General features: G+C 53.2%; 19 protein-coding genes. 16 read left to right on the forward strand and 3 right to left on the reverse strand.

Annotated features, from left to right (window positions below; all coding sequences use genetic code 11):
• Window positions 1-34 precede the first annotated feature (34 nt).
• From H8K29_RS17570 to H8K29_RS17580, 3 genes are all read left to right on the forward strand, one after another.
• Window positions 35-463, forward strand: coding sequence for a DUF6538 domain-containing protein (locus H8K29_RS17570; protein WP_186898638.1), 429 nt, complete (start codon window positions 35-37; stop codon window positions 461-463).
• A 135-nt stretch (window positions 464-598) separates the two neighbouring features.
• Complete coding sequence (locus H8K29_RS17575; RefSeq protein ID WP_186898639.1) at window positions 599-1,915, forward strand: hypothetical protein; 1,317 nt, start codon at window positions 599-601, stop codon at window positions 1,913-1,915.
• Between the two features lie 83 nt (window positions 1,916-1,998).
• Entirely contained in the window at window positions 1,999-2,778 is a 780-nt protein-coding gene (locus tag H8K29_RS17580; protein ID WP_186898640.1) for a metallophosphoesterase, read from the forward strand.
• Window positions 2,779-4,235: 1,457 nt separating this feature from the next.
• Here H8K29_RS17580 and H8K29_RS17585 read toward each other — a convergent pair.
• Together H8K29_RS17585 and H8K29_RS17590 are read right to left on the reverse strand one after the other, a co-directional pair.
• Window positions 4,236-4,838: an NAD(P)H-dependent oxidoreductase gene (locus H8K29_RS17585; protein ID WP_186898641.1), complete on the reverse strand. Its 603-nt coding sequence runs from the start codon at window positions 4,836-4,838 to the stop codon at window positions 4,236-4,238.
• Between the two features lie 370 nt (window positions 4,839-5,208).
• The gene (locus tag H8K29_RS17590; RefSeq protein WP_255423442.1) at window positions 5,209-6,177 is read right to left on the reverse strand and encodes an AraC family transcriptional regulator; all 969 of its coding nucleotides are present in this window, start codon (window positions 6,175-6,177) and stop codon (window positions 5,209-5,211) included.
• Between the two features lie 217 nt (window positions 6,178-6,394).
• Here H8K29_RS17590 and H8K29_RS17595 point away from each other — a divergent pair, with 217 nt between their 5' ends.
• From H8K29_RS17595 to H8K29_RS18100, 4 genes are all read left to right on the forward strand, one after another.
• Entirely contained in the window at window positions 6,395-6,868 is a 474-nt protein-coding gene (locus H8K29_RS17595) for a (2Fe-2S)-binding protein (protein WP_186898642.1), read from the forward strand.
• A gap of 10 nt (window positions 6,869-6,878) precedes the next feature.
• Window positions 6,879-9,116: a xanthine dehydrogenase family protein molybdopterin-binding subunit gene (locus tag H8K29_RS17600; RefSeq protein WP_186898643.1), complete on the forward strand. Its 2,238-nt coding sequence runs from the start codon at window positions 6,879-6,881 to the stop codon at window positions 9,114-9,116.
• A 23-nt stretch (window positions 9,117-9,139) separates the two neighbouring features.
• Window positions 9,140-9,415, forward strand: a complete 276-nt coding sequence (locus tag H8K29_RS18095) for an XdhC family protein (protein ID WP_255423443.1) — start codon at window positions 9,140-9,142, stop codon at window positions 9,413-9,415.
• A gap of 129 nt (window positions 9,416-9,544) precedes the next feature.
• Complete coding sequence (locus tag H8K29_RS18100; protein WP_255423444.1) at window positions 9,545-10,102, forward strand: XdhC family protein; 558 nt, start codon at window positions 9,545-9,547, stop codon at window positions 10,100-10,102.
• 66 nt (window positions 10,103-10,168) lie between these two features.
• On the opposite strand, the gene H8K29_RS17610 is transcribed toward H8K29_RS18100, so the two are convergent.
• Window positions 10,169-11,056 (reverse strand): LysR family transcriptional regulator, encoded by an 888-nt coding sequence (locus H8K29_RS17610; RefSeq protein WP_186898644.1) that lies wholly within the window; start codon window positions 11,054-11,056, stop codon window positions 10,169-10,171.
• Between the two features lie 101 nt (window positions 11,057-11,157).
• Here H8K29_RS17610 and H8K29_RS17615 point away from each other — a divergent pair, with 101 nt between their 5' ends.
• The 9 genes from H8K29_RS17615 (at window position 11,158) to H8K29_RS17655 (ending at window position 22,277) form a co-directional block, all read left to right on the forward strand.
• Window positions 11,158-12,141 (forward strand): aldo/keto reductase, encoded by a 984-nt coding sequence (locus tag H8K29_RS17615; protein ID WP_186898645.1) that lies wholly within the window; start codon window positions 11,158-11,160, stop codon window positions 12,139-12,141.
• A 43-nt stretch (window positions 12,142-12,184) separates the two neighbouring features.
• Entirely contained in the window at window positions 12,185-13,012 is an 828-nt protein-coding gene (locus H8K29_RS17620; RefSeq protein ID WP_186898655.1) for an SDR family oxidoreductase, read from the forward strand.
• 72 nt (window positions 13,013-13,084) lie between these two features.
• Window positions 13,085-13,510 (forward strand): cupin domain-containing protein, encoded by a 426-nt coding sequence (locus H8K29_RS17625; RefSeq protein ID WP_186898646.1) that lies wholly within the window; start codon window positions 13,085-13,087, stop codon window positions 13,508-13,510.
• Window positions 13,511-14,697: 1,187 nt separating this feature from the next.
• Complete coding sequence (locus H8K29_RS17630; protein WP_255423445.1) at window positions 14,698-16,170, forward strand: Wadjet anti-phage system protein JetA family protein; 1,473 nt, start codon at window positions 14,698-14,700, stop codon at window positions 16,168-16,170.
• Entirely contained in the window at window positions 16,167-16,838 is a 672-nt protein-coding gene (locus tag H8K29_RS17635; RefSeq protein WP_186898648.1) for a DUF4194 domain-containing protein, read from the forward strand. Before H8K29_RS17630 ends, H8K29_RS17635 begins: the two co-directional genes overlap by 4 nt.
• Window positions 16,835-20,467 (forward strand): SbcC/MukB-like Walker B domain-containing protein, encoded by a 3,633-nt coding sequence (locus H8K29_RS17640; protein WP_186898649.1) that lies wholly within the window; start codon window positions 16,835-16,837, stop codon window positions 20,465-20,467. Before H8K29_RS17635 ends, H8K29_RS17640 begins: the two co-directional genes overlap by 4 nt.
• Before the next feature lie 44 nt (window positions 20,468-20,511).
• On the forward strand, window positions 20,512-21,609 hold the full coding sequence (locus H8K29_RS17645) for a DUF2220 family protein (RefSeq protein WP_255423446.1): 1,098 nt from the start codon (window positions 20,512-20,514) through the stop codon (window positions 21,607-21,609).
• A gap of 125 nt (window positions 21,610-21,734) precedes the next feature.
• Window positions 21,735-21,995: a hypothetical protein gene (locus H8K29_RS17650; RefSeq protein WP_186898651.1), complete on the forward strand. Its 261-nt coding sequence runs from the start codon at window positions 21,735-21,737 to the stop codon at window positions 21,993-21,995.
• 138 nt (window positions 21,996-22,133) lie between these two features.
• Complete coding sequence (locus H8K29_RS17655; RefSeq protein ID WP_186898652.1) at window positions 22,134-22,277, forward strand: hypothetical protein; 144 nt, start codon at window positions 22,134-22,136, stop codon at window positions 22,275-22,277.
• Window positions 22,278-22,696 lie beyond the last annotated feature (419 nt).

Consider the following 22,696-nt stretch of genomic DNA (forward strand, 5'->3'; position numbering starts at 1 on the left):
AAATCCTTTAATATCAAGCCTCTAGAGAAGAGGAATGGTACAAATGGTTGGTACAAGGAAGCAGTTAGAGGTAGCTTTGATCGAAAAGGTCGATATGCCTCTAAATATGGTAAAAACGAGCAGCGGTTACGCTTACCGCAAGTTAATTCCAGCCGATGTCCGGCACATCATCAATAAATCCGAATTCAAGAAATCCCTTGGCAAAGACTATCTTTTAGCCAAATCGAAGTGCGCTAAGCTTGAGGCTCAGGTCACGAAGATGATTGAGGACGCGCGTCAGATGATGGCGGGCCAGAATTCGATTGATAGCTATCTCAAACGATCACCAGGCACCCGACTAAATACCATCAAGGCAAACTCCGCAGGGTTAAGCGAGCAAGTCTCGTCCTTGTACCTGGCCGGTCTCGATGTCGATTTGGAGCTTCGGCGTACTCGAGCACTTGACGGCGACGAGTTTGACTAACTCTCCGAAAATATCAAGGATATGCTCCCACGGATAAATAGAGCCATTGCCACTGGTGAGGTGGAGGCCTTTTTCCCTGTCGTGTCGCAGTTACTGCTAGGCCGCGGCTACACGCTAGACGGAACGCTGGAGGAGATGCAAACGCTGACTTACGATGTGCTGGTGAGCATTCAAGCAGGCTATCGTGCATTAGCTGAACGGCAGGAAGGTAACTTAGTCAAGCCGACCGTTCCTTTCACGGTCGAGGCGCTTCCTGCTGCGTGGGAATCTATAACAGACACAAAGAGAAAAACTTTGAAACAGGCACCTAAGTTGTCTGATGTTATTCCTCTTCTCAGTAATCATTTTTCGACGACGGTCACGAAAAACAAGAATGCAAAGGTATCGTTCTGGCAGCGTTTCATCGCATTTTGTGGCGATAAGCCGCTCGCTGATGTGTCAGTAGGAGACGTTTTTAATTTTTTGGAGAGTCGTCTAAAAGATGATGTTGACCCTTGGGCTTCCTCGACAATGCTGAAAGCGAAAAGCCTGATTCGAGATGGCTTTTCTCTGGCACAGACAAAGGGGTTGTGCGATAAAAATCCTGTGCTGGAACTAATAATTAATCCAAAAATCAGCAAGAAAGAGGAGTCCAAAAGGAAGAAAAAAAGGGTTCCTTTTGAATCTGTTCATCTCAACCAACTTTTTTCGTCAGATTGGTACGACCCTAGTTCAAACAATTGGCACGGGAAAATGCGTGGTGACCTTGCTGCGCGTTATTGGGTGCCTCTAATTTGTCTTTATCACGGTCTCAGAATTACCGAAGCCCTACAGCTTTTTAAATCGGATATCGTACTTGGTGAGCCCGCCATGCTGAGAATCGCAGTTGACGAGAACGAGGAGGAACAGAGCGGAGATCTCAAGCGTACGCTGAAAAATGAAGCAACACAAAGGGTAGTTCCAATTCATCCGAAGTTGATTGAGTTAGGATTGCTCGATTACGTAAAGCACTGCTCAGCCTGGAAGGAAACCAATGTTCTCTTTCCCTCATCTATTCCTGATGATGAGAGTAAGTCTCCCGTACTTGGTCGTTCTTATAGTCAAGCGTTTTTACGCTTTCTCAAGCAAGAATTGAATTTTCCGTCTGGCTATTGTAACCATAGCTTCAGGCATTCTCTGGAAGATTGCTTGCGAGATATACAGCTTGTGCAACAATGGCCTGCAGGACTCGGACAATTATATTCCGGTCGAAGAATGCCTAGGGACGCCGACCGTGCTTTCTTCCGTGAACAGGGTAGCGAGATTCACTACGGGCGAGGGTATGACCCATCGAAGATGGTCGATTATGTTAGTAGGATTGATTACGAAAACGTAGTATTGCCGCCAAAATTTAAAGAGTGGTTGGGAGGTGTTTTACCTGTATCTCAGCATTTACGGATTAGTGTTTCTCGCGCGAAGCATAATCCTCGATAGTGTTGGCTTAATGTGGACTCTTTTCTGAAGAGTTTAAGACTGGCGAGACCGACGTCGTTAAAAAATCTAACCAAAGCACTGCTATGCGTATTCTTCCACTCTCAGATCTACATCTCGAACTTTGGAAAGAGTTCGCACCGAAGTTTGATATCTCGATCAGCCGGCCTGACGTAGTTGTTCTGGCCGGCGACATCCACACTGGTGCGAAAGCAGTGGAGTGGGCCGCTCAGACTTTTGCAGGTATTCCTGTTTTATATGTCCACGGGAATCACGAAGCCTACGGTAAAAATCTCGATAGCGTACAAGCTGAGATCGCAGAAGCCTGCGAGGCAACCAGCCATGTCCATTTCTTCAATGAAGACGAACTCATTGTTGATGGCGTTCGTTTTCTTGGTGCCACAATGTGGACTGACTTTTGTTTATTTGGGAACGATGCCAGGCAAGCGGCAATGCGGGAAGCAGAGGCGGTCATGACGGATTACAAGCGCATTCGACTGGCCAACGCTGGATATCGGAAATTAAGAGCATCCGACACGGCAAAAATGCATGCGATACAAAAACACTGGCTTAAAACGAAATTGGCGGAAGAGTTCTCAGGTAAAACGGTGGTCGTCACCCACATGGCACCGTCGATGCTTTCTGTTGCTGAACGATACGCCGATGACATGGTTTCTGCGGCATACGCTTCCAACTCAGATGAACTGGTCAAGCAAACAGACCTATGGATACATGGGCACATGCACGACTCGTTTGATTATAAACTGGGAAAGTGTAGGGTTGTTTGCAACCCGTGTGGCTATATGAAGCGTGGTGGCAACGCAGAGAATGGTGGTTTCGATCCAAACCTTATTGTGGAAATTTAGTGGCTGCAGCAATGCCGTCTATTAGATCCCTTAGGGGGAGGGTATGCTTGCTGTCCTTGAGACTGAGCTACCGATTGGCATGCGCCCTGTGAGCCACGAGGCAGGCAAGTATTCAGATGGGGGGACATTCCATCCAAGTCGTACGCTGCAGCGAGAACGTCACCGAGAATTCGGTCCGTGACTTTTATCGCCGGAAGACGCATCCCGGACCAGCGTATGAAAAAACGTATTCAGTACACGTACACTTTTCAGTCGATAAACGGTAGTGCTTATAACGTAAACGTTCGCGAACCTGATCCAGCAAGCGCGGTTTTTGTGGGGTGATGCTTTTGTCCATTTTTTTATACTGTATTAATTATCAGTATAAACAAGTGCAGTCAATGTTCATGCGCTTTTCAAGGGGGGGCAACATGTTGACATGTTGATCACTGACGGTTAATGTTGCAAAATGAAAATTAAAACACGTTAGCCATCTGGTGAATATGAGCGCAGCAATTTCCATCATCCGCGCAGGCGCTGCTTGGCTTTTGCTTCTTGTGGCCCTCGGATTCGCCTTACTCTTTCTAAACGGAGCGGCGTTTTCGGCGTGGATGTCGGGCGGGCCGCCAAATCCATTTCCACAAGGCTGGGCAATGCGATCTCAGGCTCAATTGGCATACGCAGGCGCAGTCGCCTTTGCTGGATTTGCCGTTTTCCGCGTCATTCGAGAGATTCCAGCGCTTTCGCGAATCACAATTGCCCTTGCTGTAGTTTCAGCAGTGCTCGGCGTTTGGCCAAGCGTCCATCAGTTTGTCCAGGTTGATCGCTGCCTCGACAGCGGAGGTCGGTGGAACTATGAGGGAATGCAATGCGAACGCTAGGCGCGAAGATGGCTAACCGGGCGTTCGAGCCGGCTCGCAACGGCTGGTCACTCCAAGCCCTCATTTCATTCTGGGCCTTCCTTGCCCAGCCGCAGCTCGCGGCTCAACTTCGACGTTGAAAGTCATGGATGAACTGCACGCATATCGCAACGAAGTTCAGGCGACTGGCGGAAGCACCGCAACTGCTGATGCCGTGGTGCAGGCAATTGCTCATTCGCAAGACCCAGCGCTTCTTTCCCCGCTGTTCGCGCAATTGGCAACTGAATCGGATCGACTTGGCTGGCTTCGCGACTGCGACTATGCGGGAGTAGCACTTCAGGCAGCGCATGCCCGGGCAGCATCTCTGCAGTTCAGGAAAGCAATACTCCGCGCCTTGGAAGGCGATCGCTGGTGCGCTAGTTGTGCCATAGGCGGCGGGGAAGGACTGCCCCGGTCTCTGCATGTTCGCGAGCTTGAGGCTCTGGCCTGCTGTGACGTGCAACCCTTCGCCGTCCGCTGAGCTTGTACGTTAGGATGCTCATGAGATTTGCCATCGCGTTACTTATAATGCTAAGTGTCCGTGCTGCTGGGGGAAGGCCATTACCAACGTGCGATCCCTTACGCGGTTATTTTAATGACGTTCGTCAAGTGCTGACGAAGTAATAAAATGTCGCCCTCAACATCGGGTTGTTTCATAACGTCATGACTAGAAAATGAAGGGAGTATTTCCATTCCACAAAATTTATAGTTGGCAGTATTCGCGATGAATACATCATCAACAGTTTTTCCTTCGAACAAAATTTGCTCTTTATTGCCAAACGCTTCTTTTGGCGCGTTCCAAGTAAGGGATAGCATGTATTTTTTCCCCTGCAATTTCCCACCAGTTCCATACTGCTTACTCGGATGTTCTCTCGTTCTACCATCGCCCATAATGAAAGCCCCTTGCATCATTCCTGCAGTGAAGACTTCGTCAACATATTTTTTATATATCCAAGGCATTCCGAACCAGTAGACTGGTGATTGCAGAATGATGACGTCCGCCCATAAATGCTTTTGCACTTCTGCTTCAATCTCATATCCAAGCTCAACGTTAGTTTGTTGTACTTGATATCCGGATTTTTCCATTTCGTCTTTAATAACGTTGGCCATCGTCTTGTTTAGATTTCCAGAAGAAATGCCTTCATAAAACTGGTGTGCGTTGATGATCAAGATATTTTTCATTACTACTCCTTCGAGATTGCAACGGAATCCGATGCATGCGATTGATGGTCATTTAATGACTGTAGTATGCCGTAGCGAGTCGTAAAACCGATTGCTAGATTTGACGCATTTCCTGCCTATTTCGATGAATGTCTGTCAAAACAAAGAATGCAATCACTCTAGAAACTAAACTTGTTCGTAGTGTTAGTTTCAATAAATGACATTCAAATAGGGGGAGGAAGAGTTGGATTGAAATGCCTCAATTGGAATGATTGCAATTTCTTATTTCAGCAATCCTTTGTAGTTAACCGAAAGGGTTCGTTGAAGTTGTATTTGATCTGTACCTAAACGAATGACAAGTTAGCTACGATAAAAAATTACATTGCTATGACTATATCGATAGTCTAACGCGTTTGATATCGCGCAAAGGCGGTGCACCAAACAACCTCGTATATTCACGACTGAATTGTGATGCACTTTCGTAGCCGACCCTCAGTGCTGCGCTGCCGGCGTCAATGTCTTCATTAAGCATAAGTTGCCGAGCATCCTGCAAGCGCAGATGTTTTAGATATTGCAACGGACTCATACCTGCCACAGCTCGAAAATGCTGGCGAAACGTAGACTCACTCATGTGAGCTTTGTCTGCCAAATCGCTTATAGCTATATTTTCGGTGTAGTGTCGTTTTAACCAAGTAATAAGTTTGGCAATTTGCTGCCCAGGTGAGCCTGCCGCCATCAAATGGCGCAATATTGGACCATGCTCGCTATTGAGTAGGCGCACAATAATTTCTTGCTTTATCAATGGTGCAACCAAAGGTATCAATTGTGGTTCGCTTACCAGACTCGCTAAGCGGGTAATTGCATTGAGCAAACCCTGATCGAGAGTAACAACCGACATCGCCAAAGATGTTGAGATTTTCAACGGAGCTGTAAAATTCATGTCGGCTGCACACTGAGTAATGACGTGAGCGTCCAGCGTCAGACCTAATCCCAAAAATGGTTGATCAATGCTAGCACGTGTTACGTGAGACACCACCGGCAAATCAAGTGAAGTCACAAGTGACTGTCCCGTCACATAGTCAAAAATTTGATCCCCTAACATGACGCGCTTACCTCCCTGCACTGTCACACCGAGACCGAGGCCGTAGATACACGGCATGGGATCGGTGACCTTGCTTCGCCGGAACATCATTACACCAGGTATATCAGTATCGTAGTCACCGTCACTTCGGGCAATATTGCTGATTAACTCAGCTAGCGTATGGCTATTCAAAGATGATGTTTGAGGTCCAGATTGCATGCTAGTCCCAGAAATTTTTATATAGTTAAAGCCTACCATTTTCGATGCCGGAATTTTCATTCTCGCTGGCAATCCGTTGAATCCGGCAACAAATGCATCGAATCAGGCAATCGACTTTTATAACGCTGGCGACACAATAGCAATCAATAAAAATTTTCTATCTCTTGTGCCGCATTTTGCAAATTTTATCCGACGTGAATTAATTAAAAGGCATCTTGACTCGAGGGGATTTTTATTCTTTCTATTTTATTTTTTCTTACTCACACCGGGGATTGAAATGATTACCACAACGATTAATGGCAAGAATATCAGTGTCGACGTCTCGCCTGACACCCCTGTGTTGTGGATGTTACGCGACGCGCTACAACTGACTGGTACCAAGTTTGGTTGCGGCGCAGCCTTGTGTGGTGCCTGTACTGTACATCTGGATGGGCAGGCGATACGTTCTTGTATCACGCCTGCTTCTGCGGTTGAAGGCAAAAAACTCACCACGATAGAAGCAGCAACTGGTGACAATGACAAGGTTGGCAATGCCGTCAGTGCCGCCTGGATCAAGCACGATGTCGCTCAATGTGGTTACTGCCAAAGCGGGCAGATCATGAGCGCCACGGCGTTTTTAAAATCGCTGCCGCGTGGCAAACAACCAACTGCGTCAGAAATTGATTCGGCCATGGCCGGCAATATCTGTCGCTGTGGTACGTATGCCCGCATCCGTGCTGCCGTTGCCGATGCCGCCAAAGCCATTATCTGAAGGAAATATCATGTTGCCAAATATTGATTACAGCGAAATGCCACGTGCCTTACAGCATATGTTAGAGCGCGACCAAGCCAACCAAACCGTCGAGACAGCCACGCTGACACGTCGCAGTTTTCTTAAATTTGCCGGCATAGGTGGCTTGGCACTGGGTGCATTTCCGCAACTTGCGCTGGCTCAGGCAGTAACAGGTTTGAGACCGGCACAGCAGCCTTCTGCCTTCGTGCAAATTGCGACGAATGGCGAGATCACGGTCATCATCAACCGCCTGGAATTTGGTCAAGGTGTGCAGACTGCCTTACCGATGATATTGGCAGAAGAACTGGATGCAGACTGGAGCCTGGTTCGCAGTCGTCATGGCAGCAGTGATGCGGCCTATCACGACCCTTTCTTTGGCATCCATCTCACCGGCGGTTCCAATTCCGTCAAGAACAGCTTCATGCAATATCGTGAACTGGGTGCACGCGCCCGCGCCATGCTGCTGGTTGCGGCAGCAGCGCGCTGGAATGTCGATGTTGCTACCCTGCGTACGCAGGCAGGTAATGTGATTACCACAGATGGCCGCAAGCTGGGCTATGGCGAACTGGCCGAAGCTGCGATGGCATTGCCTGTACCAGAAAAAGTCGAACTCAAAAATCCGAAAGACTTTCGCCTGATCGGCCAGCCAACGGGGCGCCTGGATGCGCGTGCCAAAAGCAGCGGCAAACAGGATTACGGTATCGACATGCACTTACCCGGTCAGTTGACAGCAGTGGTGGCACGCCCGCCGGTATTCGGCGCAAAACTGAAAACTGTCGATGACAGTGCAGCACGCGCCATCAGAGGTGTGAAGGCAGTTTTCCGCTTGCCGCTGGACCGTGGTGCCGAAGGAGTGGCCGTGGCAGCCGATAGTTATTGGGCCGCCAAGCAGGGACGTGATGCCTTGAAGCTGGAATGGGATACTGCCGGTATCGAAAAGGTCGATAGCACAAAACAACTGGCTGATTACCGCAAGCTGGCCAATGAGCCGGGCCCACGCCAGTTTGATGCAGACATTGCGCCAATAAGTACTGCGCCAAAACATCTGGAAGCTGAATTCATCTTCCCTTACCTTGCGCATGCCGCGATGGAGCCGCTGAACTGCACCGTTGCACTGAAGGATGATGCCGCAGATATTTATACCGGCTCGCAATGCCCTGGACTGGATGCGGCAGCGGTGGCACGTACGCTGGGCATCAAGCCGGAACAGGTAGTCATGCATGTGCAGATGGCAGGGGGGGGCTTTGGTCGCCGCTTTGCCAGCAGCAGCGATTTTGTGGTGGAAGCCTGCGAGATCGCGAAAGCAACCCGCGCAGCAGGTTTGAATGTGCCAGTGCGTACTATCTGGAGCCGTGAAGACGATATGCGCGGCGGTTATTACCGGCCCATGCATTTGCACCGCGCCCGCATCGGTTTTGACGACAAGGGTAATGTACTGGCATGGGATCATGTGATCGTTGGTCAGTCGATCACCGCTGGCTCGGTGTTTGAACAATTCCAGGTCAAGAATGGTATCGACGCAACTGCTACCGAAGGTATGCGTGATCCTTACCCATTTCCAATGCGATTGACTGTGCATCATCCCAAACTGAATGTGCCAGTGCTATGGTGGCGCAGCGTAGGTTCTACGCACACGGCTTTTGTAATGGAAACATTGCTGGATGACATTGCCCGGGCGACCAAGCAAGACCCTGTTGCATATCGAATGAACTTATTTGGCGACAAACACCCACGTCACCGCGCTGCCTTGCAACTGGCGGTGGATAAAAGTAGTTATGGCAAGAAGCGTCTTCCTGTCGGGCGTGCCTGGGGCGTGGCGGTGCATGAATCCTTCTCTACCGTTGTGGCCTATGTGGTGGAGGCGAGCATGCAGCAAGGCCGCCCCGTACTAAAAAAGGTAACGGCTGGTGTGCATTGCAACTTGGCTGTCAACCCGCGCACGATAGAAGCACAGGTACAGGGTGCGGCGCTGATGGGGTTGGGCATGTGTTTGCCGGGGGCGGCTATCACGCTCAAGGACGGTGTGGTTGAGCAAAGCAATTTTGGTGACTATACGGTTGCACGCATCACCGACATGCCCACCATTGATGTGCATGTCGTGCCCAGTGCTGAGCCACCAACCGGCATGGGAGAGCCCGGTTTACCGCCACTGGCACCGGCCTTTGCCAATGCCGTCGCTAAGCTGACTGGCAAGCCAGTACGCCGGTTGCCGTTCAATGTGAGCTAGGCAGAGTAAAAGGAATAAGCACCATGGAAAATATCGACACCTTGGTATTACGTACTGCCTTGGCCTGGCATACGCAGGGCTTGCCCGTCATTCTCGTGACAGTGGCGCGTACGTGGGGGTCTTCACCTCGCCCACCTGGTTCGTTGATGGGGATCAATGGAAGTGGTGAAACCGTAGGTTCGGTATCTGGTGGTTGCATCGAAGACGACCTAATCCATCGAATCAGAGAGGAAGGAATATCGGCAGTTTGCTCTGATGCCTTACCATTGGTGCTGCGATACGGTGTCTCTGCAGACTAGGCTCATCGCTTCGGACTACCCTGCGGTGGCACAGTGGAACTGGTGCTAGAACCAGTGTCAGCTCATAGTTGTCTACATGAATTATTGGTAGCTTGCGAACAGAGGCGCAGTATAGAAAGGACACTGGATTTGCAAACTGGTAATGTCAGCCATTGTGCTGGTAAGCACGATGGTTTGCCTCTGCTAGATGAACGAAAATTGATTACTTATTTTGGTCCGCAAGCCAGGGCCATTGTCATCGGTGCCAATGATCTTTCACGCTATTTATGCCAATTTGCGCTTAGTTTAGGCTTTGAAGTTATTGTTTGCGACCCGCGTGAGGAATATATTAAAAGCTGGCAATTGCTCGACGTGGAAGTCAGCCAAGAAATGCCAGATGATCTGATTGAGCGACTGCAACCGGATACACGTACCGCGGTGGTTGCTCTAACACACGATCCCAAATTGGATGACTTGGCATTAATAGATGCATTGCAATCCCAAGCTTTTTATGTGGGTGCTATAGGTTCACGTCGCAACAGTGCGCTAAGACGAGAACGTTTGGGTACATACTTTAATATTACCGAGTCTGAATTAGATGCATTGCATGGACCGGCAGGTATCTCTATTGGTAGTAAGACTCCGGTAGAAATCGCGCTGTCAATTATCGCTGAAATTGTATCTATTAAAAATGGACTTCATCAGTAATCTTCAGCGTTCTGTTATCAGTCCTCCATCAAGAGTGACCAGTGCGACTTTCTTTCAGATTAAATCTCAAGACTGAGGAAGTCGCAATGCGTCAACCACAAGCGAAAGCGCTGACGAAGAGCGACGACTTGCATAATAGAGGTGATACCCAGGAAAAGTAATCTCCCAGTCATTGAGCGTTGTCAGCAGCCGTCCTGCGTCAATGTGTTCACGCACCATGTCTGCCGGAAGCCAGGCAAGTCCATTCCCAGCAATGGCGGCTTCGGCCATCAGGTCGCTACGGTTAAACACGAGGCGGCCATCAACGTGAATGGAAGAGATTCGTTCACCATACTTGAATTCCCAAGGCAGCAAACCGCCGTAGGTCGGTAGACGTAATCCAATGCAGTCGTGTTCGCTCAAATCCGATGGTGTTTGTGGAGGTGGATTACGTTCGAAATAAGCGGGACTTCCCACGACGACCATGCGCATGTCAGGTGCAATGCGAAATGCAATCATATTTTTAGCAACATCGCCGCCTAAACGGATACCGATATCGAAACGCTCCGCCACGATGTCAACAAATCGGTTGTCGCTGCTGATCTCAATCTTGATTTCCGGATATTTTGGTAACCACGGCAAAAGTCGTGGCCAAATGATAGACCGTACCGCGTGTTCGGTCGCTGTGATTCGAACAGTGCCAACTGGCCTGCCACGCAGGTTACCGAGGGCTGTCAGCTCGGCTTCAATCTCCTGCAACCTTGGTTCAACCGTCCGGAACAACTGCTCGCCAGCTTCCGTCGGTGCAACACTGCGCGTCGTGCGGTTGAGCAGCTTCAGATCAAGTCTCTGTTCCAGTGACCGGACTGTTTGGCTGAGAGCGGATTGTGTAACGCCAATCTGTGCTGCTGCACGCGTAAAGCTCTTCGCTCTTACCACTGCCGCAAAGGCGGCAAGATCATCGAATACTGCCATTGATTAGTTCTCCTAATATGTGAATGTCGTTTTAGCAGTCTAGTCATTGAATGTCAATTGACCTAACCTACACGACATCAATAACCAACAGGAAAAGCATCATGAAAACACGTCAGCTAGGTCGTAACGGCCTTACCGTTTCTGAACTCGGCCTCGGCTGCATGGGTTTGAGTTTCGGATATGGACCTGCAACCGATACGGCGGCGGCCGTTAAACTGATTCGTGCCGGTGTCGAGCGCGGCGTTACGTTCTTCGATACGGCGGAAGTCTATGGCCCGTTTATCAACGAGAGCGTCGTTGGAGAAGCGCTGGCACCTGTGCGTGATGAGGTCGTGATCGCGACCAAATTCGGTTTCAGGGAGGGCGACGTCAGCAAAGGGCTCGACAGTCGGCCTGAGCGCATTCGTCAGGTTGCTGAAGAAGCGCTGAAACGCTTGCGTACCGACCGTATTGACTTGTTTTACCAGCACCGCGTTGACCCGAATGTCCCGATCGAAGATGTGGCTGGGACAGTCAAAGAGCTGATCCAGGAAGGCAAAGTGAAGCATTTCGGTTTATCGGAAGCAGGGGTGGAGAGCATTCGTCGTGCACACGCAATCCAGCCCGTCGCCGCTTTGCAAAGCGAGTATTCGCTCTGGTGGCGTGATCCAGAAAAAGAAATTCTTCCATTGCTTGAAGAACTTGGTATCGGCTTTGTGCCTTTCAGTCCTTTAGGAAAAGGATTTCTGACGGGGGCTATTGATGCAAATACGGCGTTTGGCGCAACAGACTTCCGCAATACCGTACCACGCTTTGCACCGGAGGCGCGTCAGGCCAACCGGGCGCTGGTGGAGGTGCTGGCAGGCATTGCTACCCGCAAACAGGTCACGCCAGCTCAGCTTGCGCTCGCCTGGCTGCTCGCGCAGAAACCCTGGATCGTTCCGATTCCAGGCACGACCAAGCTGCATCGACTTGAGGAAAACCTTGGTGCTGTGGATGTCGTGCTGTCACCAGATGAACTGAGCGAAATTGAAGCCGTCGTTTCCAGCGTTCCGGTGCAAGGCGCGCGCTATTCTGCAGATCGTCAAAAGCTGGTCGGCAAGTGAAGATCCAACGCTAACCAATATCATTTATCCAGAAGGAATGACTATGAAGAATGTGATTGTTGTTATTGGCACCGGTTCCATCGGCCAGGCTATCGCACGCCGCGTCAGCGCCGGTCAACACGTGTTGCTCGCCGACCTGAAACAGGAGAACGCGAATGCCGCTGCGAAGATTCTTGCTGATGCCGGCTTTGAGGTAACAACGGCCGTCGTAGATGTATCGTCACGCGTGTCGGTTCATACCCTCGTACAAACCGCGACAGCAATCGGCCGCGTCATGGGTTTGATCCATGCCGCAGGCGTCTCACCGTCGCAAGCTTCTCCGGCAACAATTCTTAAAGTTGATCTATACGGCACCGCCCTTGTTCTGGAAGAATTCGGTAACGTGACAGCAGAGGGAGGCGCTGGCGTCGTCATCGCCTCACAATCGGGACATCGCTTGCCCGCTCTGAGCACCGAGCAAAACACGGCGCTCGCGACGACGCCGACGGAAGACTTGCTAGCGCTGCCGATGCTTCAGCCTGACCAGGTCAAAGACTCGTTACATGCCTATCAACTTGCAAAACGCGGGAATTCTCTGCGGGTTATGGCCGAAGCTGTGCGCTGGGGGAAACATGGCGCACGCGTCAACACGATCAGTCCCGGCATTATCTTCACTCCTCTCGCCAGGGACGAACTGAATGGCCCGCGCGGTGAAGGGTATCGCCGCATGATTAATCTGTCACCCGCCAAACGTGGCGGCACACCGGACGAGGTAGGGACTGTCGGTGCATTACTCATGGGTGCGGAGGGACGATTCATCACCGGCAGCGATTTCCTGATGGATGGCGGTGTGACGGCATCTTATTGGTACGGAGAACTCGCTCCGAAGTAACTGACAGGCATATCGGCGTTACACCTCGCACGATAAAACTGAAACGAATAATTAATCCCAAGGACACAAATTATGCAACTTAAACGCCCAGGTTCACAGCCTTCAGCAAAAGGTCCTGAAGAATACTTTGCCGGGAATGTACGCGTCGACATGCTTAACATTGCGCCCGCTCCCTCACGTGTCTCTTGCGCCAGCGTCACATTCGAACCCGGTGCCCGCTCTGCCTGGCACACGCATCCATTGGGACAGACGCTGATAGTCGCATCTGGCTGCGGTTGGACTCAGTGCGAAGGTGAGCCTATCATTGAGATCAGAGTAGGGGACGTCATCTGGTGTCCTCCCGGACATAAGCACTGGCACGGTGCCACACCCACGACAGCAATGACTCATATCGCCGTACAGGAGGCGCTTGATGGAAAGAATGTCATCTGGATGGAGAAGGTCACCGATGAGGAATACTTTGCAGGTTCGCCTGTGACAGAAAAGAACAAAAACTGACCGTCCTTATCCGACATCAATAGGGGAGTCGCCAACAAACCAGAGGTAGCGATCCCAGGCGGGGAGGGTATCACTATCATGCAGCGCCACATTGAATGCTGGTCAGATCGCAACTTTGCTGTTGGTAGAGCGTGATTAGTTGCTTTGTTGGTTGCCTCTTGAGCGTCTATCAAGCGACTAAGCAGGCGACTCACAAGGCACCTCATGGTTGCCAGATTGCGTCAATTGTCGTTCCTTGTTGAGTGCCTGCGTCACTCTCTTAGACAATCACTTCAGACGTCACTTACGATTCACCGCGCTTGCTACTTGGGTCAACAGAGTGGCGACTTGGCCAGCACCAGTAATGTTGTGAGCAGGGGAGACAACACTGGAATCATGAAGTCAGCACACTGGTGCCTTTGTGTGACGACTCGTCAGCCGCTTAGTCGTAACGAGACCCCATGCCTCCTATCGAGCAACTTTTGTATTTTCCAGTGCAAAGTGTTTCTCCTGCCAGACATGCCTTTGCTGTACTCCGCCTTCTGTTATTCAGATTGCTTGTGTCGTAGTTTGTGACGGGCAGCATGAAGAGGTTCGTCGTAAAATGAATCCACAATCATTATTTAATTGACAATTGTGTAATCTCAGTTCGTTTCACTTTATTACCATCCTGTATGAAGTCGGACAGCGACCAGGGGTCACATGACTCTTCTCTAACGTCGGAGAGCTCGTCTACCCTGCACATAAATTTGCATTTTTAAAATTAACTTATTAATAATTTAATTGTCATCGTTTGAGTGAAGTGGGGTAGGGGGGATTCTGGCTCAATGACGTATGAGCATGACCATCCCCGAGGCTTCGCCAGGCCAACGCGTGGCGACTCGACCTTCTGGTTTGTACGCCCTCCAGATATGCTGATAGATCTCAATAGTCAGCGTTTCCACATCCTCTTCGTCATAGCTATCCACAGGTATCTGCGAACTCCATCAAGAACTCGGCTGGCTTGCACGGACTGAACGTCGAACACCTCGCGAAGGCGACTGTTACCAATCTCGCCTTCCCAACGAAGCAGCTCCTTCATGTCTCGCACGCGCAGCTGCGCCGGGGTGAGTGACTCGTTCATATTTTATCTTGCAAGATAAGTTATCTTTTAAGATAATACTTCAAAAATGCTTGGGCTATGCAAGGTCCAATGGGAGCAGATAGCCTTGACATCGACAGACCTATCGCCTGAATCAGTGACTCCGCCGGCGGGTCACCCGGTCTTCTTTGAGGCGGAGCGTCAGAGGTTCTTCCGCCCCTTGAACAGCGTCCGTCGAGAGCTGGTCGCCGCCTGCTTGCGCACGCTCTATGACCGGCTGCATGGCCCTATGGCCGACTATGCCCACAACCTAACTCGAGACGCGCTGCGTGAACTCCTGTTGCCGGTCGTCCGTCAGTACCAAAGCGTCAAAGCACAAGAGGGGGGCGACGATGAACTGAGTGCTGCTGAAACAGAAGACCCGCAGGCGCTGGTTAACATGGTAATCAAGGCGTTGTTGACCGACGCGTGGCTTGAGCAGTTTGCTGACCGCGCCGGCCTTGTCTCGGCCTTCCGCTTCTCCCGACCAGGGAAGCTCTTTGCGGAGGCACTGTGGTCGCTCGACCGCCCGAGCCGGAGCCGGCAGCGGAACATGCGTGGTTGTCGCAATGCGCTGGAGGCCGCGCTGTCCGAGCGTGGAGATGCGCACGACCTGGTCGACGCCTACGAGTACGCCGAGAAGGTCATCGAGGACCTGACCGATGGCATCGACTATTTCCAGGAGCTGGTGCGGCACCTGATGCTGACAGCGTCAGTGCAAACGCAATGGAGTGAGTTCGTCGAGTTCCTAGACCGCTTCCAACGCGACTACTCCAAGCAACTCACTTCCGACAACGCGACTCTCAACCGGCAGGCCATCGTCCAGAAACTGGAACGGCTTCGTCTCGTCCCAGAGAGCAAGTTCAAGCGGATGGACGAGCAACTGCGAGACGTTGCCCATTGGGCTGTCAAGGAACACGTGGGGACGTCCGTCTATGACTGGCTCCTGACCCGCATTGAAGACATCGTCGATGCTGCGTGCCAATCGAAGCAGCCTGGCTTCCTGAAGGCCATGGAAACTTACCTCAAGAGGGTCAACGGTTTGGCGCTGCAGTCGATGATGCTGCGTGCAGGTCAGACTAGGCATGCCTACCTCGCAGCAATTCAACAGGTCGCTGAGGCCCCCAAGGAACGACAGGACCTATTGCTCACGCATATCGGGCAGTTCTTGGCGCCAGCAGAGGTACGATTGCTAGACCCAGCAAGCTTCAAGCTTCGAACCGCTGCCCAGCGTCGTAAGGCCATCACGATTTCTGTTCGGCCGCGACCCTCTCGCGAAGAGCGCTTGAGTGCAGCCATGGCCCAGGCTGAGGCTGAGGCCTTCTCCATTCCCAACGAAGAGGTTGCCCAGATGCTTCGGCGCGACCTGCGCATCTTTCAGCATCCCATTCGTATTTCAACGCTCCCAACGGCTACCGCCCGCGACACACTCCGTGCCATGCAGGCCGTGGAGGCGGTTCGAAGCGAGGTTGGCGCAGATCTATCTATCAAGAAGCTTTCCATCCGCTTAGACAACGAACTGTACAGCGGTAACGACTACGAGATTGACCTCAAAAAATGAGCACCCTGTCGCATATCAATGAACAACTTGAGCTTGCCAACATCAAGCCAGACCGGTTCCGGGAAATCATCAACCGCTTGATGGCCTACGGCGTCATCGTGCGTGACGAAGACCGCGTCGAACAACTGATGTACGACGACGCGAGGCGTGTGGAGAACTTGCTCGAGGACTACTTCGATGTCGCAGGCTTCCGACTGCATCATGACAGCAACAACCAGTTCTACCGGCTGTACGTGGCTGGCGCTGTTGTCGATGGCTTGACGGAAGACACGCTGGAGCCGACACCCTCCTTGCGGGCTCGGGTGTCTCCCGACTTCGTGGCGATGGCCCTCGCGCTGCGCTTCCTGTACCAAAACAAGCTCAATTCGGGCGACATCCAGCCGCAAGGTGAGGCGTTGGTCAACTTCGAGGAAATCGCGGCGACCATGCAAACGCAGTTGAAGCGTCCATTGCCAAGTGGCATGGGCGACAAGCTGGCGCTGGTGGCCGAGCTGAAACGGCACCGATTGCTCAGCTACACCGCCGAATTCTCGATTTCTGACGAGGACGCATTGTTGGCAATTCGACCGACCATCTTGGGCATCGTGTCCAACGATGCGCTGAGTGCAGCGCTTGATGCAGATGGCGTGGTCGACCAAGAAACGACTGCCGAGGGGAAAGACGAATGAAGCTCGACCGTTTGGTTCTGGTGAACTGGGGCCAGCTGTGCCCGGGCAACTACGAGATGGGCAACATGACCTTGCTGACAGGGTCAACCGGTGCTGGCAAGTCGACCATGCTGGACGGCATTCAAACCATCATGACTGCTGCCTACCACGGCATCGTGGCCTACAACCCTGGCCAGGAAGAGGTGCAGCAAGGCCAGCGTCGTGGGAAGTCGAAGCGGACGCTTGAGTCATTCGTCGTCGGCGCTGAGTACAGCCTGTTCTCCCGACCCGCCGGTGCCCAAGGCTACATCGCAGCTGTCTTTCGACCTGGTCAGAACGAGGGCTCCGCCAAGATGTTTACCGCCGTTGTTGCCGTATCCGCTCGGGTGGATGGCAATGGTGACCGTCGGGATATCAAGTTAGAGCGTCTTGTTCTCATCATCGTCGAAGAAGCAGCACTTTCGGTTGAAGACTTCTTCGAAGACGTTGACCAAGGCATCTGCATTCCGGTCGAGGATGTCGTCAAGCGCTTGAAGGCCAAGCATTCGAAGGTGGTCGCTTACGACGACGACAAGCGCGACTACCTCTGCGGCCTGTACGGCAGGTTCCGCGGCCGTGGTTCCATTGCTTGGGACGAAGCTCAGAACGCTGCCAGAGCCTGGTCGCAGTCCATTGCGTACCAGCCGATTGGCTCCGTGCACGAGTTGGTGCGGAACGAAATCCTGGAATTCGACGGAAAGCTCTTGCAAGAGAGCATCACGCGCATCAGCGACTTGATGCGTCAGGTGACCAGCCTGAAGGTCGAAGGTAAGCGGATTGAATCGACCGTCACCCGCCTTCGAGAACTCAAGGACGTGGTCGGCAAGACCACGGCTTCCTTCGAGGAGCAAGTTCAGTACGACCTGCTGCTTGCGAAGATGCAGGTCGCCGCGGACGAGGACCGTATCGCAGCTGAGCGGAAGAAAATCAAGGACGACACGGCGCTGGCCGAAAAGTACGAGCTCAGTTCGAAGACCGAGCTGCAGCTCAAGCGCAATGTGGACAACAGCCGCATCGAGATTGCGGCAAAGCTGAGTGGAATTCCGGCACATGCCGAGAAGGAGTCGCTGGATGAGCACCTTCGTCGAGCGACGTCGGAAGCCCGAAGCACGCTCGCCGACTTACATGCGAACCTTCACGCAGCGGCGCACATCAAGAACACTGCCGACACCATCGTCAAACGACCGGTTCCCGAGCAGTTCTTGAAGCTGCGGGCTGCGGTTGACGCTGTCGCCAAGGCGTTGACGACCACCAATGTGAACCGACTGGCGGGACTGCTCAATTCTGTGCTCGATGCCAATCGGGATGACGTCTTGTCGGTCGAGAAGCTCCTTCAACTGGCTCCCGCATTCGAGGGCATCGAAACTGGCTTGGGTCAGCTCCATGCCTCTCTGGTGGGCACCGAAGCCAGCGTGCTCATGGCTGTTGCTGCGGAATCGGCATCGCTCGGCCAGCGTGTCGAGGCCGCGAAGAAGGAACGGGGTGAGCTGGCGGAACGCAAGCAGCGGCTTGCGGCTGGCGCGGGCGACTACAACCGGGATACGCGCGCGGCGCTCGACCGTATTCGGGAAAGGCTGCCCGAAGCAGGTGTTCAGGTTCTGTGTGACCTGGTCGAACCGGTGTCCGAAGAGTGGCAAGGTGCCATCGAGGGGTACATGGATGGCGCGAGGTTCAACCTCATCGTCAAGCCGGAATGGGAAGCCCGCACGATTGACTTCCTGCAGTCCTGGGGCTCGCGCTCGAAGGTTGTTCAAGGCAAGCGGTGCTTGGAGCGCGCCGACCAATCCCGCGTACCGGGGACGTCCATCATCCATGAGTTGCGCACGGACCATCCCATCGCAAAGGCCTACCTGATTGAGCAGTTCGGTTCCGTTGTGAAGGTGACAGATTCCGAAGAGCTGCGGCGCACTCCGCGTGGGCTCACCAAAGACGGCAAGGGCAGCGGCGCTATGACGATGTTCATTTGCGAGCGTCGGGAATTTGTGCTCGGCCGCAAGGCTCGGGAACGGGCGTTGCAGCGCACCACGGAAATGCTGGAGACCGCTGACCGCGACATCCAGGCGCTCGGAGACTCACAGGAAACCCTGGAAGGCTTCCGGCGGATGCTTACGACGTTGAAGGAGCCGACGTTTGATGCTCAGCCGTTGGCCCAGCACGCCAGTGACCTGGATTCGATTCGTCGGTCCTTGTCACAGCTCGATTTGACTGAAGTCGAGCAACTCCGCACCGAGCTTTCGCGGCTAGAAGAGCTCATTACGACCCATGAGGCGGCAATCGACGCAGCGAACAAGGCCGTCACGTTGGCGGAGCAGCGCATCGTGACCGCTGAGGAAGTCATTAAGCGCATCAACTCCGGTCGTGACGCCCGGTTCCAGGAGCGTGAAAGCCAAATTCGACGGCTGAAGCACCTCTGCGAGGCCAATTCGGAGAAGACTTACACGGTGATGTCTCAGGAGGTTGACGACCTCATTGCCTCACGCACCATGGACGTGCCGGCAGTTCAGGCGAGATTGGCGCATCTCCGCACACAACCGGACAAGCACTTGGGCGACGTGCGGGAACTGCTGGCGGAATACAACGCTGCAGTTCGGTTCGATGAGCGGTTTCAATCCGCACTGCCGCATTTGGCCGACGCACAGAACTTTGACCCCTACTATGGCCCATTGGTCATCTTGGGCCGCGCAGTCAGTACGCTCCACAACGAGTTGGAGAGTATCGGTCTGTACAGCAACCGCGCCAAGGTGGGAGAAGCGGAGCGGTCATTCCACGACGTCTTCACCAAGCAGTTCTGCGTCGAAATCAAGAGCAAGGTCGATGAGGGCGTGCGGATGCTCCGCCAGCTGAACGTCGAGCTCCAAAAGATGAAGTTCGGTACTGACCGATTCTGCATCGACTGGTCGAAGTGGGAGCCTGAATTCCAGGAGTACTACGGGTTCTTCTCTGCAGTGGCCGAACTCGCCGACTCACCGGAATCGGTGGACCTGTTCGGCGAGACGAAACTGTCGGCCAAGCATGTCGAAGTCCGTGACCGCCTTGTCAAGCTGCTGCTGGACCCGGACCAAGACAGGGCAGGGCGGGAGCTCTTGCGTATCGCTGACTATCGCAACTACCGACACTACGAAATCTGGAACGACTCGGACAGCGGCGGGCGCATCGCGTTGTCGACGTGGGGAACGGGCTCGGGCGGTCAGCTGGAAACGCCGGCGTACATCGTCCGCGCTGCAGTCGTGACGAACCGCTTGCGGCTCTTCGAGAAGGGCGCCAGCTTGAAATTGCTCGTCAGCGACGAATCATTCGCCCGGATGGACGAGTCTCGGACGCGCGCTGTCCTGCGATATCTGTGCGACAGCATGGGTCTGCAGCTGGTCAGTGCCATGCCTACGAGAAACGCCGGCGCGCTGCGGCCTGAGTTCGACCGCGAGTTCAGCTTCAGCCGGATGAATGTCCCGGACAACGGCGAGATTGACTTCGTCTCCGAGTGCGACGAGCGCATTTTCAAGAAGGACCGCATGCGCGAACTTTGGGAAGCTCAGCGGCAAGCGGTTCGTGAACAGGCCAAGTTGCTCTTTGACTCAGCGGAGCCTGATGACGCTGCGGGAGCCGAGAAGTGACAGGGCAACCGCTTTGGCTTCAATCTGTCCCTGTCCGACAGTTGTTGAACCTGCTCGTAGACCGACTTGACTCCGCCGAGAAACGCGGCAGCGCGAATGCGCAGTCTGTGGCGCTTGGCGAACGAACTTGGCCCGCGCTCTACAAAGCGCAACGGGAGTCCGAGAAGGAAGAGCTATGGGGCTACCTTGGAGAGCTGGCGAAATGGGGTTGGCTTGCTGTCAAACCCGACGCAGCAGTTCGCTCCCAATCGGGCTACGCCAATTCGCCACGCGTCACGGTCGCCAATGAGGCGGAAGTGCGGAGGGCGGTGAGCCGCGGCGAGCGCATCAAGTCGGCGCCGGAGCGTTGGCGCGCGGCTGTCAGGGAAGGGCTTCAAGGCTCCGATGAAGTCAAGGCAGCAGTGTCCGAGTTCTGCGTCGACATGCCGGACCGTGCCATGTCGGAGGTCGTCGAGCGGTTGAACGAACTGCCTTCGCTGGCCGGCAAGCCCCTGCTGCTACGCGAAGTCTCGTCACAGCTCTTTTGGGGCATGTCTAAAGTTCTGGACAAGCGACAGGGACTGGTCGCGGCCATCCTGGGCGTCGATGAATGTCCTTTCCCAGAATCTCCGATTCAGCTGCAGGTATTCCTGCCGCCGGCGGGCTATCGGGGCGTCCTGTTCATCGAGAACCTGATGAGCTTTGAGAGAGCTACCCGTTCGATGAGCTCAGCATTTGAGGGGCTGGCTCTGGTCTATGCGTCGGGGTTCAAGGGCAGCGCACAGCGGCTTCGGACGCCTGACGGCTGCTCGCTCTACTACGCCGCCCGCGGCGGCATCAGTCAAGACCTCCGCGATGGCTTCGAGGTCTGGCTCTTTGGTAAGGGTAGTACACCCGCTTTCTTCTGGGGTGACCTGGATTGGTCAGGTATGCGAATCTTGTCTGCTATGCGCACAAGCTTCCCCAGCCTCACCGCCTGGGAACCCGGCTACTCATTGATGCGAGTGGTGCTCGAAGAGGGTAAGGGGCACTCCCCTGAAGCTGCGGACAAACAAGGTCAAAAGCCACTCGAAATCGCTGGTTGTGCCTATGCGGATGCCCAGCTCATTCCGGTCCTTCAGGTCCACGGCAAGTTCGTCGACCAGGAGCAAATCTACCTGTAACGCCTCGCCATACCGCAGCGGGGCAGGGCTCAGGAGTATTGCCGCAAGACGCACCAAAATGTAACTTGCTGATTAGATGACCACAGATTACAGCCGTACCAAAACACCATGAACAGGGAGGGCCGATGAGCCCAAACAGCTTGCTGAACAAACTCTTGGGCTACGTCTTGGAGCAAGACAAGGAAATTGACCCTCGCGGCTTCAAGCTGCAGGGCTACAAGGGGTTCCTTAAGGGCCGAGCTGACCTCCAAGGGCTTCCGGGCGTCGATTTCGACATCAAGCTGGATGGCGAACACGTCTGGATGCGTGTGGCCTGGCTGGAAGCGAAGGCTCCGCCGACACTGCCCGTGGAACAGTGGAAGGGCGTTATCGTCGTCAGCGACTAGCTCAGGCGATCCCACCGTCAGTGCGTTGCCGGACTACTTCCGGTAGAGATTAAGACCAGTGGTTCAGAAGCTGCTTGATGCAGCGGTTACGGCGGGAGATGTACGAACGGCGTTGATGCAGACGATGTACTGAATGCTGTGTCTGTTGACCCAAAACTGGTAGTCGAAACAGCGCCGGAACTGATCCAGTTCGTCGCCACCGAATCGGCGCATATCCCATCGGTCGATGAGCCGGCAATGGGATCGCGTAACGCTGGAAGCACATCGAACGCTCTTTGCTAGGCCAATTGATAAGTTTGGTGGTAGTTGAGAAGGACACCATCAGCGTCCAGTGCAATAGTTGGTCTCACTTTGTCAGTGTCCTCATGTTTGTTGCCTATAGGCGCAAAAGGAGATGACGCAAACGAGTGTGCGTCCTAAATCCAAAGTAGCAAATGCGATCGCAACGCATCTTTTTAAAAAATATTCGTTTTATCCCCCCTCGTTGTTTCTATACGTATTTGCAGTCATGTGACTGTTAATAGAATGTAGAGCTTACATGTTACGTATCCGTCTTAATAAACCACTCTCTGCTGGACTTCAACAGAGTCAGCAGAAGACTCTCAACCAAAAGACATGGTGTCGTCGCCATCACAACACTCAGCAACGACAACGTTCTCCCGCTTTTAAATCGAGCAAGATCCATCAGCGGCGATACATCT

It is taken from the genome of Undibacterium sp. CY21W (genome assembly GCF_014284265.1).
Lineage (GTDB): Bacteria > Pseudomonadota > Gammaproteobacteria > Burkholderiales > Burkholderiaceae_D > Undibacterium > Undibacterium aquatile.

Bases quoted from the DNA above. Each gene is read 5' to 3' on its own strand.
- H8K29_RS17580 (WP_186898640.1), top strand. From the start codon at position 1,999: ATGCGTATTCTTCCACTCTCAGATCTACATCTCGAACTTTGGAAAGAG.
- H8K29_RS18095 (WP_255423443.1), top strand. From the start codon at position 9,140: ATGGAAAATATCGACACCTTGGTATTACGTACTGCCTTGGCCTGGCAT.
- H8K29_RS17625 (WP_186898646.1), top strand. From the start codon at position 13,085: ATGCAACTTAAACGCCCAGGTTCACAGCCTTCAGCAAAAGGTCCTGAA.
- H8K29_RS17575 (WP_186898639.1), top strand. From the start codon at position 599: ATGCAAACGCTGACTTACGATGTGCTGGTGAGCATTCAAGCAGGCTAT.
- H8K29_RS17615 (WP_186898645.1), top strand. From the start codon at position 11,158: ATGAAAACACGTCAGCTAGGTCGTAACGGCCTTACCGTTTCTGAACTC.
- H8K29_RS17585 (WP_186898641.1), bottom strand. From the start codon at position 4,838: ATGAAAAATATCTTGATCATCAACGCACACCAGTTTTATGAAGGCATT.
- H8K29_RS17650 (WP_186898651.1), top strand. From the start codon at position 21,735: ATGAGCCCAAACAGCTTGCTGAACAAACTCTTGGGCTACGTCTTGGAG.
- H8K29_RS17600 (WP_186898643.1), top strand. From the start codon at position 6,879: ATGTTGCCAAATATTGATTACAGCGAAATGCCACGTGCCTTACAGCAT.
- H8K29_RS17635 (WP_186898648.1), top strand. From the start codon at position 16,167: ATGAGCACCCTGTCGCATATCAATGAACAACTTGAGCTTGCCAACATC.
- H8K29_RS17595 (WP_186898642.1), top strand. From the start codon at position 6,395: ATGATTACCACAACGATTAATGGCAAGAATATCAGTGTCGACGTCTCG.
- H8K29_RS17620 (WP_186898655.1), top strand. From the start codon at position 12,185: ATGAAGAATGTGATTGTTGTTATTGGCACCGGTTCCATCGGCCAGGCT.
- H8K29_RS17570 (WP_186898638.1), top strand. From the start codon at position 35: ATGGTACAAATGGTTGGTACAAGGAAGCAGTTAGAGGTAGCTTTGATC.
- H8K29_RS17610 (WP_186898644.1), bottom strand. From the start codon at position 11,056: ATGGCAGTATTCGATGATCTTGCCGCCTTTGCGGCAGTGGTAAGAGCG.
- H8K29_RS17590 (WP_255423442.1), bottom strand. From the start codon at position 6,177: ATGAAAATTCCGGCATCGAAAATGGTAGGCTTTAACTATATAAAAATT.
- H8K29_RS17640 (WP_186898649.1), top strand. From the start codon at position 16,835: ATGAAGCTCGACCGTTTGGTTCTGGTGAACTGGGGCCAGCTGTGCCCG.